Annotated in this window: 14 protein-coding genes; 4 read left to right on the forward strand and 10 right to left on the reverse strand. The window is 46.1% G+C overall.

Going from position 1 to position 15,172, the window contains the following annotated elements; all coding sequences use genetic code 11:
* Positions 1–76: 76 nt before the first annotated feature.
* Positions 77–415, forward strand: a complete 339-nt coding sequence (locus QUA50_RS13190; protein ID WP_006633346.1) for a P-II family nitrogen regulator — start codon at positions 77–79, stop codon at positions 413–415.
* A 146-nt stretch (positions 416–561) separates the two neighbouring features.
* On the opposite strand, the gene rdgB is transcribed toward QUA50_RS13190, so the two are convergent.
* The 8 genes from rdgB to QUA50_RS13230 form a co-directional block, all read right to left on the reverse strand.
* Complete coding sequence (gene rdgB, locus QUA50_RS13195) at positions 562–1,152, reverse strand: RdgB/HAM1 family non-canonical purine NTP pyrophosphatase (RefSeq protein WP_333264662.1); 591 nt, start codon at positions 1,150–1,152, stop codon at positions 562–564.
* Positions 1,153–1,180: 28 nt separating this feature from the next.
* Complete coding sequence (locus QUA50_RS13200) at positions 1,181–1,606, reverse strand: hypothetical protein (RefSeq protein WP_333264661.1); 426 nt, start codon at positions 1,604–1,606, stop codon at positions 1,181–1,183.
* Between the two features lie 337 nt (positions 1,607–1,943).
* Entirely contained in the window at positions 1,944–3,368 is a 1,425-nt protein-coding gene (locus tag QUA50_RS13205) for a phosphoglucomutase/phosphomannomutase family protein (protein ID WP_333264660.1), read from the reverse strand.
* A gap of 205 nt (positions 3,369–3,573) precedes the next feature.
* Complete coding sequence (folE, locus tag QUA50_RS13210; RefSeq protein ID WP_333264659.1) at positions 3,574–4,308, reverse strand: GTP cyclohydrolase I FolE; 735 nt, start codon at positions 4,306–4,308, stop codon at positions 3,574–3,576.
* A 218-nt stretch (positions 4,309–4,526) separates the two neighbouring features.
* Positions 4,527–5,252: an SDR family oxidoreductase gene (locus QUA50_RS13215; RefSeq protein ID WP_333264658.1), complete on the reverse strand. Its 726-nt coding sequence runs from the start codon at positions 5,250–5,252 to the stop codon at positions 4,527–4,529.
* Positions 5,253–5,493: 241 nt separating this feature from the next.
* Positions 5,494–6,474, reverse strand: a complete 981-nt coding sequence (accA, locus tag QUA50_RS13220; protein ID WP_333264657.1) for an acetyl-CoA carboxylase carboxyl transferase subunit alpha — start codon at positions 6,472–6,474, stop codon at positions 5,494–5,496.
* 255 nt (positions 6,475–6,729) lie between these two features.
* The gene (locus tag QUA50_RS13225) at positions 6,730–7,755 is read right to left on the reverse strand and encodes a long-chain acyl-[acyl-carrier-protein] reductase (protein ID WP_333264656.1); all 1,026 of its coding nucleotides are present in this window, start codon (positions 7,753–7,755) and stop codon (positions 6,730–6,732) included.
* A 149-nt stretch (positions 7,756–7,904) separates the two neighbouring features.
* Positions 7,905–8,597, reverse strand: coding sequence for an aldehyde oxygenase (deformylating) (locus QUA50_RS13230; protein WP_333264655.1), 693 nt, complete (start codon positions 8,595–8,597; stop codon positions 7,905–7,907).
* Positions 8,598–9,092: 495 nt separating this feature from the next.
* Here QUA50_RS13230 and QUA50_RS13235 point away from each other — a divergent pair, with 495 nt between their 5' ends.
* Positions 9,093–9,911 carry a carbohydrate ABC transporter permease gene (locus QUA50_RS13235; protein WP_333264654.1) on the forward strand — a complete coding sequence of 273 codons (819 nt, stop codon included), beginning with the start codon at positions 9,093–9,095 and terminating at the stop codon, positions 9,909–9,911.
* A 371-nt stretch (positions 9,912–10,282) separates the two neighbouring features.
* Positions 10,283–10,540, forward strand: a complete 258-nt coding sequence (locus tag QUA50_RS13240; protein WP_333264653.1) for a transporter suffix domain-containing protein — start codon at positions 10,283–10,285, stop codon at positions 10,538–10,540.
* A 60-nt stretch (positions 10,541–10,600) separates the two neighbouring features.
* On the opposite strand, the gene QUA50_RS13245 is transcribed toward QUA50_RS13240, so the two are convergent.
* Entirely contained in the window at positions 10,601–11,629 is a 1,029-nt protein-coding gene (locus tag QUA50_RS13245) for a hypothetical protein (protein WP_333264652.1), read from the reverse strand.
* A 116-nt stretch (positions 11,630–11,745) separates the two neighbouring features.
* Between QUA50_RS13245 and QUA50_RS13250 the strand changes: the two genes are divergently transcribed.
* On the forward strand, positions 11,746–11,895 hold the full coding sequence (locus QUA50_RS13250; RefSeq protein WP_333264651.1) for a hypothetical protein: 150 nt from the start codon (positions 11,746–11,748) through the stop codon (positions 11,893–11,895).
* 28 nt (positions 11,896–11,923) lie between these two features.
* On the opposite strand, the gene QUA50_RS13255 is transcribed toward QUA50_RS13250, so the two are convergent.
* The gene (locus QUA50_RS13255) at positions 11,924–15,127 is read right to left on the reverse strand and encodes an efflux RND transporter permease subunit (RefSeq protein WP_333264650.1); all 3,204 of its coding nucleotides are present in this window, start codon (positions 15,125–15,127) and stop codon (positions 11,924–11,926) included.
* Between the last annotated feature and the right edge of the window lie 45 nt (positions 15,128–15,172).

Below are 15,172 nucleotides of genomic sequence, written 5' to 3' on the forward strand. Positions count from 1 at the left end.
TGTTGGCCGTGATATTAAAAGATGTCACGCCGATTAAGTAATATAACGAAGGTACTAACTGTTAGGAGTGAAAAATTTGAAAAAGGTTGAAGCTATTATTCGCCCCTTTAAACTAGACGAAGTGAAAATCGCACTCGTCAATGCTGGTATTGTGGGGATGACTGTTTCTGAAGTTAGAGGTTTTGGCCGTCAGAAGGGCATGACAGAACGCTATCGCGGTTCTGAGTACACTGTTGAGTTCTTGCAAAAGCTCAAGGTCGAGATTGTTGTGGAAAACGATCAGGTTGACATGGTGGTTGATAAAATTATCGCGGCTTCCCGCACGGGCGAGATTGGCGACGGCAAGATTTTCATCTCTCCTGTAGAACAAATTATTCGGATTCGGACTGGGGAAAAGAACTTGGAGGCAATCTAAGATACTGGGGCATTGGGCATTGGGCAAACAGGGCATCGGGCATTGGTAATTGGTAATTGCCAACAAAAAACCTATTTCCTGTTTAGTTTTGATACCTAAGTGTCAATATCCAATGCCACAGTGACCCACTGTTTTGGCTTTCTTCTTCATGAGGGGTTGACAAGGTTCGCCATTTGTGGTATGAGAGCGTGGAAGGCTCGGCCGCGGTGAGAGTGCGATCGCTTGATATCCGGTGTCATTTCGGCAAAAGTCTGTTGCTGTGCGGGTACGCAGAAAATGGGATCGTATCCGAAACCTCCCGTACCGCGAGGAGTGTGCAGGATTTCGCCTCGGCAAATTCCTTCTACTTGCAAGGCAATTGTACCGTCGGGACGGGCGATCGCGATCGCGCAAACAAATTGTGCTTCCCGGTTTTGTTCGCTACCCAATTCTGCGAGAAGCCGAGAGATCCTGTCAGCATCGGTTTTCCCGTAGCGCGCGGAATAAATGCCGGGTTGGCCGTTGAGTGCATCTACCATTAAACCAGAATCATCGGCGATCGACCATTTGCCCGTTGCTTTTGCGACTTCAGACGCCTTCAAGCAAGCATTAGCAATAAAAGTTTCGCCTGTTTCCTCGATGTCCAACTCTTCCGGTTTGAGCTCCAATTTCCATCCCAAATCCTGAAGATAAACTTGCATTTCCTTGAGTTTACCCGGATTGCCCGTAGCGACAACTAGCAATTTGCGATCGGTCATTATTTCTATTAAAACTTACGGCTCCATATTAACAAACATATTGGGAAAATGGTTGCAACAAAATTCCTAAAATCTTATCAACATCTTGAATATAGTATTCAATCGGATCGATATAAACAGTAGTTTCCTCCAAAATCAAGAATTTCCAGTTAGTACCCGTCGTCACCGCGCCGTAAATGCGATCGACCTCAGTGTCTTGGTTTTGATTGAAACATTGGGCCGCTACCATTGCGGCTACGCATTGACCCAAACCGCCAATGATATCTTCCTTTTTGGCCTCAAAAATTGTTATAACCGGAGCACTGACGAACAATTGTTCTGGAGATCCGCTAATAATATAATCGCAAAATCCTTGCAAACCTCTTTCTGGATCGACAGTAAAATCCTTACCGGAAAAAAGAGAAACTCGTTTATTTAACAATCTCCGAACTTCGGCTAATATCGGGGCAATCAAAAATTCTGAGCGAGCTTTTTATGTGGAAATAAAAGTTGCTAGCGGTACATAATCAATCAGGATTGTTGTTAAAATTTATGATGGTGAAACTGGTTTTGTTTCGGCAAATAAATTGCGAGTTTCATCTAAGGTTAATCCAAAATCTTTTTTGACTCTCGCAAGGCTGAAATCGCTGTATGCCATCTTGTTTTATCCTAAAATTTATCTGAGATAGCAATAGTCTTTCATTGTGAGTAATATTTTTTTACCGCAGAGGGCGCAGAGGACGCAGAGAAAGAGAGATTTGAGATCGAGTCATCCGCGTTCATCTGCGTTTATCTGCGGTGGAAAAGTCCGATTAATTATGCGCCCAATTTTTCGCCCAGTTTAAGTTTTGCATGACTTCTTTCAATGTCGCTGCTTCTGAATACAGCCGCAACACTGGTTCGGTTCCGCTAAACCGAATTAACAGCCAGCTTCCGTCTGCTAAGCGGAATTTATATCCGTCAACTTTGTTGCAATCTACAACTGCTTTGCCGGCGATTTCTGTTAATGGTTGATTTTGCAGCAGCGACAGCAAACGCGACCTTTCTTCCATGTTTGCTAGGTGCAAGTCGATTCTGTCATACGCTGAAGTAAAGCTGGTTTCTTGTTGCAGTCTGCTGTAAATTTCGCTTAAGTCTTCCCCGGATTTGACCACTGCTTCTAATAAGTACAGGGCTGCCAGTAAAGCATCTCGTTCGGGGATGTGCGTACCGTAGCCAATTCCTCCCGATTCTTCGCCGCCGACTAAGACTTGGGTGGTTAACATTCGATCGGCTATATACTTGTAACCGATCGGCGTTTCAAATAATGGCAAGTCGTACAGTTTGGCAATTTTGGGAATTATGTCTGAACCGCTGACTGTTTTGATGACTTCCCCGGTCAAGCCGCGCCGTGAAGCTAAATGTTCGATTAATATGGGAATTAGGATTTGTGAGCTCAGAAAGTTGCCGCTAGAGTCAACTGCTGCAATTCGATCGCTATCTCCGTCAAATACAAATCCAATGGACAAACCAGAACTTTTTCGCTGGTGAGTTCGCATCAGCCGAAATAACTGCGACAGGTAGCGCGGCAAAGGTTCGGGTGCACCGCCGCCGAACAGCGGATCTCGATCGCTGTTGACTTCGTGTACTGTTTCTTCTAAAATTTGAGCTAGTCCTCCGGCTGCGGCCCCGTGCATTACATCTACAAATACTGTAATTTGGCCGCTGGCGATCGCTTCTTTAATCGCTTCAATATCTACCATTTCCCGCAAGGTTTTGCAGTAAGCCGGCCAAGGATTGAAATTATCCAATTTGCCGGGGTTTGCTGAAAGTGTCCCCGGATTTTCGAGTTTTTCTTCTATTTGTTGAGTAACTTCCGGCGAAACTGAACCGCCAAATCCGCCCTTGACTTTTAACCCTAAATATGCACCGGGATTGTGGCTGGCTGTCAGGACGATCGCACCCAAAGCATTTAGTTGTTTGGCAGCTAAACTGAAAGCTGGAGTGGGGGCGTAGGATTCGCTCAGCAGCACGTCAAATCCTGCGTTTTGGACGGCAACAGCCGCTGTGAAGGCAAATTCTTCAGCCAGAAATCGGCGGTCGTAACCGACAATTACGGTACCGCTGCTGCTATCGCTGCCGCCGGTTTGTGCGAGAACTTGTGCCGCTAAGGGAGCGACTAACGCTACGCGATCGAATGTAAAATCGTCAGCAATGATGCCGCGCCAGCCATCTGTACCGAATTTGATAGGATTCATTTAGTCACAAGTCATGAGTCACCCGTCTATTTTATGGGTTTATCAGTCGATCGTCATCTGATTTTAGATTTTAGATTTTAGATTTTAGATTGCGACTGCGGATGAATCTGGGGGCTAGTGACCAAATTGCTCGATCGCTAGCCACCAAGAAAAAAGTGAATGACTAATGACTAATGACTAATGACTAATGACTAATAACTAATGACTAAAAGAATGCCGGTTGGTGGCGGATCAAATTCAGGAATTCTTCGCGAGTTTTCTGTTCATCTTGAAACACGCCCAACATGGCACTCGTAACTGTCCAAGCACCGGGTTTTTGCACACCCCGCATCGTCATGCACATATGGCTGGCTTCCATTACTACAGCTACTCCCTGCGGTTCCAATATTGTCTGAACTGCTTCGGCAATCTGGCGTGTCAAACGTTCTTGCACCTGCAATCGGCGGCTGTACATTTCAGCAATTCGGGCTAATTTGCTCAATCCCACTACTTTTTGGTTGGGAATGTAAGCGACGTGAACTCTACCCATAAACGGCAGCATATGGTGTTCGCACATACTGAATACGCTGATGTCTCGTACCAGTACCATTTCGTTGTGGCCTTCGTCAAAGATAGCGCCGTTGAGGAGTTCTTCTAGGGATTGACTGTAACCGCTGGTGAGAAACCGCATTGCTTCTGCTACCCGTTTTGGGGTTTTGAGCAATCCTTCGCGTTCGGGGTCTTCTCCTACTCCCAGCAGCATTGTGCGAACGGCCTCCATCATTTCTTCCATGCCTACTTCTGATGGTTTGGGCACGCTGGATTCTTGACCGTGCGAGGAATTGCGATCGGGTCGAGTTGGGATGCGCGGGGTGTTGTTGTCTGCGGTTTGTAACAGTTTCATGCTGTCAGTCGAGAGTGAGTTCGAGCCATTGGAATCGGCGGAAGATGCAATTGTCATAACAAGTTGGTGTGAGGGTGAATCGATTTTAGATTTTAGATTTTAGATTTTCGATTGGGGGATATATAGCCTTTCTCAAAAAGGCGAGGTACGAATTTTGACCTGAAAAGGTTGACATTACAGGGTTTCTGTATACCTCATTTATCTGAGAACCGCTATAGCTAGAGATTCAAAGATTGTTGAATTCGAGAAAAATCGAGCAGTCTAAAATCTCAAGTTCACAAAACTCCTGCGTTGGACATGAGCGTGATTTCTTCAATTACTGCACTCGCTGGCAACTGAACTGCGTGCAGAATTGATTGGGCGACGATTTCTGGGGTTAACATGGCGGTGCGATCGAAGTCGGCGTCCACGGTGTCTGTGTCCCACATGGGAGTGTTGACAGAACCCGGACAGATTGCTGTGACGCGAATTCCGCGAGCCCGTTCTTCGGCGGCTAAGGTTTTAGACAAAGCCATGAGACCAAATTTACTGACGCAGTAGGCTCCCCAATTGGGGAAGGTTTGGCTGCCGGCGATCGAGGAAACGTTGATGATGATTCCCGATCCGCGATCGCGCATTGACGGCAAAACTCCTAGAATGCACTGCCAAACGCTAGTAAGATTGAGGTCTAGAACGCTCTGCCAGTCGGCTAGGGGCGTTTCCGTCAAGGAGCCGGTGTAGCCCATGCCAGCGCTGTTGACCAGGATATCTACGGCACCTAATTGAGCTGCGATCGCGCTGATGCTGCTTTGCACTTGCTCGAGTTTTGCCAAGTCTAAGGGATAAGCTTCTGCTTTCACTCCGACTTCTCTGGCTGCTGCGGCAACGGCTTCTAAGTTTTCCGACTCTCGGCTAACTAAGGCCAGATTTATGCCCTCGGCGGCGAACGCTAGAGCCGTCGCTTTGCCAATACCGCTGCTGGCTCCGGTAATCAGAGCCTGCTTTGTTGTTGGATGGTTCATTCAATGTCCTAATACTTTCCCTCGGCAACTCCCTACAGCGTTGCAGCCTTCTTCGGCAAATTAGACAACTGTCTGCTGCGGGCGATAACAGTTAATTATGAGATAAACATTAAGAACTGTTAAGCCGTGTCACCTGAGAAATTATAACACTGCTGACAGATCCGCAGAATAATGACCTGTGAGTTATGAGTTTAAAGTTAAGAATTTTTAACTCACAACTGATAACTCTGAATCGATCGGCTCAAGCCGCAATTTCAGTGAATACACCGATGTGGCGAAATTTTTGATACCGGAGATCGCGTCGCTGCTGACCCGTAAGCTGGGTTAGTTCTGCTAAGTTTTCTAACAAAGCTTGTTTGAGTATGGACGCAGCTTTGAGGGGATTCGAGTGAGCGCCGCCGATCGGCTCTGGTACTATTTGATCGAGAATGCCGAGGTTTTTCAAATCCCAGGAAGTGATTTTGAGAGCTTCTGCGGCCAAGTTAGCTTTACCAGAGTCTTTCCAGAGAATCGCCGCGCAAGCTTCGGGGGTGGCGACGGTGTAGACGGAATGTTCCAGCATCAACAGCCGCTCGCCGACACCGATACCCAATGCGCCGCCGGAACCGCCTTCGCCGATGACGGTGCAAATAATGGGAACGTCGAGGCGAAACATTTCTCGGAGGTTGCAGGCGATCGCCTCTCCCTGTCCGAGCTGTTCTGCTTCTAAGCCCGCCCAAGCCCCCGGAGTATCGATAAAGGTGAAAATTGGCATGGAGAAGCGATCGGCGTGTTCCATCAACCGCAGGGCTTTGCGGTAGCCGCCGGGAGCAGCCATGCCGAAGTTGCGGGCGATATTGTCTTTTGTGTCGCGCCCTTTTTGATGGCCGATGATGACTGTGGGACGCCCGTCTATGCGGGCAATTCCGCCGACGAGGGCCGGGTCGTCTCCGCCGCGCCGATCGCCGTGAAGCTCGATCCACTCGTCGCTAATTGCCTGAATGTAATCGAGGGTGCTGGGGCGGCGCGGGTGGCGGGCGAGTTGCAGCCGCTGCATGGGGGACAAGCTGCTGAAAATTTCTTGTCGCAGTTGGGCTGAACGCGCTTCGAGTTTGCGAATTTCGTCGGTGACATCGACGCTGTTTTCTTGAGCGAGTTCGCGAATCTGGTGAATTCGGGTTTCGAGTTCGGCCAGGGGCTTTTCAAAATCTAAGAGTAAGGGTTTACGGTCTGGGTTTGGCACGCTGATAATTTCTATAAGGTTTTAAGGTGAAAGTCGATCGACTATTTTCCGATCCTACCCTGTCAGGGGATGCTGAAAAAGAGAGGAAATTTGGAAATTTTGAGTTTTAAATTTTGTATGATATCCAAGTCAGTCACATCATCATTATCATATAGCGCGAGCTTCCCGATCGCGCTGCACTCCCCCAAATATTGTTCCGATGCCAAATAAAAAGTCAACTATTAAATTTTCAAATTTAACAGTTGACTTTTAACATCAAACTGACATTAATAAAGGTCTGAAACCGTGCTTGACAGAAATCTGACCGATTTGCTCCATCTTTTCCACAGTAATTTGATTCCGTCCCCAAGAAAAATTGGTATACATTTTTTCAAATTCCAGCAGCATTGATTCAGCAAAACAGGCAAACAACTGTCGGCCCGGCACATCCATATTGACAATCTTCATGATTTTCCACTCAATATCGAGGGAATGCTCCACAATGCCACCATTGAGTACGTAAATTCCCGGATGCTGAACCTGAGTTGCCAAATTTTTCGGATAGCCACCGTCAATCAATAAACATGGTTGCTTCAATGTCTTAGGGTCAATTTCTACTCCCTTGGGCATACTGGCTACCCAGACTACAATATCCGCTTGGGGCAGGGCTTCTTCCAAGTCCATAATTTTCCCTCGCCCCAATTCCGATTGCAAATCTTGCAATCGTTCTTTGTCGCGGGCGATGAGCAACAATTCTGCTACATTTGTTTTAACATTGAGCCAGCGACACACCGCACTGCCAATATCCCCAGTAGCACCGCAAACCGCTACAGTGGCTTTTGAAAGTTCAATTCCCAATTTTGGGGCTGCTTCTTCTACTTGGCGGCAGAGGATGTAAGCCGTGTGAGTGTTACCAGTGGTGAAGCGTTCAAACTCCAACTTGAGATTGCGAATTTGCTTAATTTGCTGCAAGTTGAAAGTCTCAAAAATGATCGAAGAAAAGCCGCCCAAAGCAGTGATGTTAATCCCGTTTTTTTGAGCGTGTGCCATCGCATTAAGGATTTTGCGAGTAGCTGCTTTAATCCGGCGAGTTGCTAGCATTTCTGGCAGAAAACAGGACTCGACATAGCGCCCTTCTATTTTTTGTCCAGTGATGCTTGTTACCGTGATCTGATCGACTATTTGGGGCGGTGCGCTGCACCAAAAATCTAGACCTTGATCGCCATATTCTGGATAGCCCAGCTCGTTAGCTACTGATTGGGCGTGTTCTAAGCTGGTTAAGTGACCGATTAGACCAAACATTAAGTTGTCAAATGAAGGAAGATTGAAAAGGGAAGATGGAAAAGGGAAGAGGGAAAATGGGAAGATTAAAAATTTATATTTTAAAATGAGGTATCCCATTTTTATTTTTTAATTTTTAATTTTTTTCCCATTCCTTATGTCCGAATTAACTAGGCTGCTAAGCCTTGTGCTGACATCCGCATGATATCGCGGTTGTTAAAGCCTATGTTGCCTAGGGCTTCGCCGTAGGCAATCATAAAGTCTTCGATTAAAGCGTCTTTTTCCATTCCCAAGACGCGGGCATCGTCTGCGACAGAGTTTAGCAGTCTCCAGATGATAGGCAGGTTTTGGCGGTTGGCCGCTTCGAGTTCGGCTTTGGATTCCTCAAAGTGAGCTTGCAGCCAGACTTCCCCAAAGTTGAGGTGGGTGTATTCTTCTTTGACGACGCCTTCGGTGATTTTGCGAGCAAAGTCATCGGCGACGGGGATGTAGATGTTGTAGGCTGCGATCGCAAAACACTCGATAATTAGCGATTGAATCAGCAAGCAAGTTACAATCTGACCTTGGGCCGCGGCCGTCTGGAAGTTTCTGTGCAATTCCGAAAAGAACTCTTTGGCAAATGCCATGTCGGGCGTGACTTTTAGATTCCGGCCACAAGCTTGGAAGCCTTTCATGTGGCGGTTCTCCATCTTGGACAACCCAACTAACTCTGCTTTTTTGTCCGCCAACAGTTCGGCCAGTGTCAGGTAATTATCGTGAGCTTCTTGTTCGCCTTCAATCACAATGGCGTTGATGCGGCTGTAAGCATCTTTGTAAGTTTCGGTTTGAAAGTCAATTGTTGGGCTGGCCTCAAGCTGGGGCATAGATATGTAGTCTCCTTATATAAGCTTGCGGGATGTTGGGAAACCCCTTTAAAATGGGGGGTCAGTGACAGTACACTTTACCTATTTTGAACGCACCCCATCTAAATCACAGATTATAGCTGAGGATGCTTTCGACAAAGAACTTTTCTTTGACGTTCCGGGAAAAACTGGCGTCAAGCGTGCGTGTTTGCCGGACTTTTGCCCTCGAACACTCCAGAAAGACTATCGCTAGAATGCTATCTATTTACTAATTACTTGAATTAGTCGTTAGTCGATCTTTTGCCCGGAAATAGATGATAGAAATACGGTCTATGTCTCCACCTTTGAGGGTTTTACAGTACCAACTCTATCTATAACATTATATCCTAATCACAACTTCCTCCCTAGGTACTCCTTCTTTCCCTCTACTACTATTATGTTCTTGTATGGGAATCTGGGAGGCGATCGGGTTGGAGAACGTCACAGGCTTATTATTTTAGGTTAATTCACAAATTTATGGGTAAATCCTTTGACAGGTCTCATGCGCTGGAACTGCTGAGTTTTATTGTGTTGCTGGCGGGTGCTGCGCTGGTGCTGCTGCCACTGGCTGCTGTATTTTGGGTTTCACTATCACCATCTGGTGTCGGTGTCAAGGCTGCAGGCCTGACTTTTGCAAACTATCAGGAGGCTTGGCGACGGGGCAATTTTTTGTTGGCATTCCTTAATTCTACTCTAGTGGCGATCGCAGTGACGGGTTTTCAGGTTGTAACTTCTGCTTTGGCCGGTTACGCCTTGGCCAGGCTGAAGTTTCGCGGGCGACAGGCAATTGTGTTGGGGGTTTTGGCAACCCTGGTAATTCCGTTTCAGCTTTTGGTGATTCCGATTTTCTTGGTTTTGAAGTGGGGCCATCTGCTGAATACCTACGGGGCGCTGATTTTGCCGACGGCGGCTAACGGTTTTGGGATTTTTCTGCTGCGCCAGTATTTTATGACTGTTCCCGTGGAGTTGGAGGAGGCGGCAATGCTGGATGGGGCTAACCGCTGGCAGGTTTTGTGGCAGGTGATGTTACCTTTGGCCCGCCCTGCTTTGGTGACGCTGTTTTTGTTTACCTTTATCGGCGAGTGGAACGATTTGTTTAAGCCGCTGGTGTTTACGACGCGGCCCCAGTTGCGGACTGTGCAGTTGGTTTTGGCTGAGTTTCAGGAACAGTTTACTAGCAGTTGGCAGTTGTTGATGGCGGCGGTGGTAATTGGAACTGTGCCGGTGGTGTTGCTGTTTTTGGCCGGTCAGCGCCAGTTTATTCGGGGGATTGCGGCGACGGGGATTAAGAATTGAGTTTGAGATGCTTCCCAATAAAGTTTGTAGTCATTTGTGCCACCATTCTCAAGAACAGGCATCTTGCCTGTTCCACAAATACTAAATATTCTTGTGCAACAGGCATCTTGCCTGTTGCTAACGGGGATTAAGAATTGAGGTGGAAATGCTTGGCAATTAAGTTTGTAGTCATTTGTGCCACCATTCTCAAGAACAGGCAAGATGCCTGTTCCACAAATACTAAATGTTCTTGTGGAACAGGCATCTTGCCTGTTGCTAACATTGGTTCCAGATGTGAGTTTGTAGTCACTCGGCGATTGAAATAGCTACTATACAAACGAAGTTCACTTTAACTAGACTAAGATATAAAGGGGATATTAAAGCTGTATTATGTGAATCTATGCAGAAGCTCGGTTTTTTTTTTATTTATCGTATCTTTTGTACCGTGGTTAGTAGTCTTATTTATTGTACCCTTCCTGCCGCTGGACATTACGCAAAAAACTACTTTATCTGTCGTTTTGGCTGTTGGGGCAGAAGTTTGTTTTTGGCTGAGTGTGGTTATATTGGGAAAAGAAGTAGTTACAAAATATCGGCGTTATTTGAATCCTCGCTATCTTTGGAAAAAAATCAGAAATTTTCACCGCCGATGAACAGGAATACACGCCGATAATAAGCCGGGAGGTTGGCATTTATCTGCGGTCAAGGTTGAGCTATTCGCTGAAAATTTGCAAGCGAATAGAGCGTTCTCCGTCTCCGAAATCCACTTCAATCTTTTCTCCCGAAAGACTGTCCAAGCATCCCAAAAGCAAGCGCAAATTGGGTGTGCTTGCTCCTGTATCCACGTACAATCTATCTGCCAAACTGCCTAAACGCTTCCAAATCGTGTAGAGTTTGACTACTGTTTGTTCTAGCTGTGCGGCTTGTTTTACAACGTCGGCGGTGGTTCCCAAACAGCCTACTCGCAAAGATTCTTCTAAGGCCATTTCCATGTCTAAATGAGACTGATTGAGAGCTTGCACTTGGGCGGCGGCGTCGAGATATTTTGATAAGTTCTTGGCGTCGGATGTTAGCTGTTTGACAGTATCTAAGTCGGGATTTTCTGCTACTTCTTTTTGAATTTCGCTTTGGTGAGATGGGGAGAGTTTCTCCATTTCTTTGACTAAAGGAGCGAGGTAGCGGGAAGGTAGAGAACCTGTAGATGCTTTTTCTTTGACTTCTTCTGGCAATAAATCTGAGTTCATTGCCATCCATTCGTCGGAGAGTTGTTTGACTTCGCGGCGGGTGATGCGATCGCCACTTGCTGCGGCATCTGTTACCATTTGCTGCACTTCGGGTGATGCTTTGGCCGTTTCTACAAAGGCTCTTTTGCTGAAGTTTCTAATGGAATCTGGGTCTAAATCTCCTTGCTGGATCAGAGTGTCGGCACTATTAGCTAATTCTATCAAAGAATACGCTTGACTTTTGCCAATTTCTCTTTCTTTGAGCCAGTTCAAAAACCCTGTGCCGCGTCCTTCGCCGCCTTTTTTTTCTCTGTCTCGGACTGTTCGGAGAATGCGTCCCCGCCAAATGTCGGTTTGCAAGTCGAAGCGATCGCACACTTTCCAGGCATTGTCAACCTGATTTTCAAAATCAAACTCTGGTATTTGTTCGTCTTCGGGGTCTGGCAATTGGAAATTGATATCGGTAAAGCCGTTGAGGGCTTCTGCAAGTTCTGCGGGATTTAGGGGGACTTCAGCCATTAGGAAAAATTTGTGTAGTGCAACAGCCGGTTTAATTGGGAACTTGCACGGGTTGACAGTTGAGACGCTATATGTAGCGGTAAGGTAGGCAAAATTTACCTACTAATAGAGCTTTTGTGCAAGTCATATCATTATTGCACGATGGGGGGCGATCGGGCGATCGCTACCTGTACAAAAAATCTTCTCCGAGAGTGGGCGCACAGCGTCGCAACAATCAAAAAGTCTGTGGCACAGATAGTCGGATATTTTGCAGCAAGAACCACTAACCGGATAGTTAAAGGAACTAATTACCAACTACAGCGGCGATACTTTATCGCGTTCAACCTCCTCGCCTGGAGTCGTTTTGCCGTTCAAAGTTGTGCCATCATGGGGCAGATTTTCTAATCGATCGCGCTTTTTAAAGCGATCGCGAGCCGAGACAACCACCACATACAGAACCGGCACTATAAACAAACTCAAGACAGTAGAAACAACCATCCCCCCCGCGATCGCATTCCCCAGCGATCTACGACTTGCCGCCCCCGCACCTTCCGGGTTAATTAGGGGAGCAATCCCCAAAATAAATGATAAAGAAGTCATCAAAATCGGTCGTAAACGCTCTTGAGAAGCCTCAACTGCTGCCTTAGCAATTGAATATCCCTGCTCCCGCAACTGGTTAGCAAACTCCACAATTAAAATCGCATTTTTACTCGCCAATCCAATCAACATCACCAAACCAATCTGGCAATAAACATCATTCGCCAAACCCCGCAGCGACTGAGCTAAAAGAGCACCTAAAATCGCCAGAGGTACCGATAGCAAAATAATGAAAGGATCGACATAATTTTCGTACTGAGCAGCCAAAACCAAGAACACAAAAATCAGCCCCAAACCAAAAATAATTGGTGCTTGACCCCCCGACTCAATTTCTTCTAAAGAACTCCCCGACCATTCATAGCCAAAACCCGACGGCAAAACTTCAGCCGACACCTTTTCCATCGATTTTATCGCCTGTCCCGAACTCGCTCCCGGAGCCGGAGAGCCACTAATTTCAATTGACCTATATAAATTGTAGTGGTTAACAGTTTGCGCTCCCACCACCGGAGTTATCTTCACCAAATTGCTCAAAGAAATCATTTCATTTTTTCCAGAGCGGACATACAATTTCCCAATATCTTCAGGATTATCACGAAACTGTTTATCTGCCTGAACATACACCCGATAATTGCGCTGCTGCAGATTAAAATCATTCACATACTGAGAACCAAGAGCCGTTTGTAACGTACTGAAAACATCATTAATGGGAATATCTAGAGCCTTAGCTCGATTGCGGTCAACCTCCACAAGTAACTGAGGCGTATTCGCAGCAAACGTACTAAATACCGCCTGCAATCCTGGCGTCTGATTCGCCTGCTTTAAAATCCCGCCCATCGCCTGAACTAGAGAATCTAAACCGCTGTTCCCTTTGCGGTCTTGCAATTGAAATTGGAAGCCACCAAATTGACCTAAACCTTGAATAGCCGGCGGATTCACAGGGAAAATTCTCGCTTCTGGAATCGCGAAAAACTTACCCCGCAATTTACCAATAATCGCTTGTACGGTTTGAGCTTCACCTTTCCTTTCTTTCCAGGGTTTAAGGGTAGTAAATATAATCCCCTGGTTGGAACTATTACCACTAAAACCAAAGCCACCTACAGAAAAAGTTCCCACAACTTCAGGAACTTTGAGGATTTCTTGTTCAACTCCGTCCATCACCTGCTGGGTGTATTGCAGCGAAACGCCTTGAGGCCCTTGAATAATTGTCAGAAAATAGCCCTGGTCTTCCTCTGGGATAAATGCGGTGGGTACTGCTAAATAAAGCCAAGCCGTAAATCCCAGAGAAGCAATAAACAACAGGGTAACAAGGGTTTTAAATCGTGTTAAGAATATTAAGGAATCTCTATATTTCTTTTGCGTCCAATCCAGAAAAATATTAATGCGGTTAAACACCCAGCCCAACGGGCCGCCAAACTTCTTACCTGGGCGCAGTAATATAGCGGCAAGTGAGGGAGTAAGAGTAACCGCCATAAAGGTAGAAAGCAGCACGGAAAAAGCAATTGTTAAGGCAAATTGTTTATAGAGTGCTCCCGTTGTCCCTGGGAAAAATGCCACGGGTACGAACACGGCCATCAATACTAAGGAAGTGGCTATTACAGCACTAAAAAGTTCCCGCATTGACTCGGAAGCTGCTTGGCGGGAATTCATACCTTGGCGGACTAGACGGTCAATATTTTCGACTACGATGATCGCGTCATCAACCACTAAACCTGTTGCTAAGGTAAGACCAAATAGAGACAAACTGTTAATTGTAAATCCGAAAGCTTTGATAAAGGCAAATGTCCCAATCAAGGAAATGGGAATTGTGATGGTGGGAATAATCGTAGTGCGCCAATCTTGCAGGAAAACAAAAATAACTATCACCACTAGCAAGACTGCTTCAAACAGAGTTTTGACTACTTCTGCCATTGACTCTTGGACAAATTGAGTCGTATCTAGTGCGGTTCTATGTATCACCCCTGGAGGGAAGTTTTTCGCTAATTTCTCCATTTCTGCTTTGACGGCTTGGGCAACATTTAGAGCATTACTTCCGGGTAATTGGTATATCCCTAAACCCACAGCGTCATTAGCTCGGAATCGCAGGAAAGAGTTATAATTTTCGGCTCCTAATTCTGCTCTACCGACATCTTTTAACTTAACTAAAGTTCCATTTGCTTCGCTTTTAATAACTATGTCTTCAAATTCTGTGGGGCTTTTGAGACGACTTTCGGCACTCAAATCTATCTGATACATTTGCCCTTCTGGGGCGGGTTCTTGACCAATTCTTCCTACTCCAACTTGCAAGTTTTGTTCGTTAATTGCTCTTGTTACATCTTGCATTGTTAGATTACGGGCCGCTAATTTATTGGGGTCGATCCACAGGCGCATAGCATAGCGTCTTTCCCCAAAAATTCGCACGTCCCCAACGCCTTTTACTCTTTTTAAAGTATCTGCTAAATAGAGGTCGGCGTAGTTGCTTAAAAATATGGTATCGTATTCTTTATTTTCGGTAAATAATCCTATAGCCAGCAGCAAGCTGTTAGATTGTTTTGTAACTGTAACTCCTGTGCGTTGTACGGCATCTGGGAGTTGTGGTTGAGCGACTGCAACTCGATTTTGCACATCGACGGCGGCGATATCTTTGTCGCGGGAAGTATCAAAGGTGGCTGTAATGGTGCTAGTTCCACTGTTAGTGCTACTGGAAGTTAGATATTTCAGTCCTTCAATGCCGTTGATTTGCCTTTCTAGGATGTTTGTTACCGCATTTTCGACAACTTCAGCATTCGCACCGCTATAGTTGGCTGTGACGTTGATTTGGGTGGGGCTGATGTCGGGGAAGCGTTCGATCGGCAATGTGGGAATGCTGATTGCGCCTACCAAGATAATAATTAAGGCGCAGACGCTAGCAAAGACTGGTCGTTTAATAAAGAAATCTGCAAACATTATTTGGGTAATGGGTAGTTGCGGATGGCTAATGAGTAATTGCTA

Source organism: Microcoleus sp. M2_D5 (assembly GCF_036701935.1).
GTDB lineage: Bacteria > Cyanobacteriota > Cyanobacteriia > Cyanobacteriales > Microcoleaceae > Microcoleus.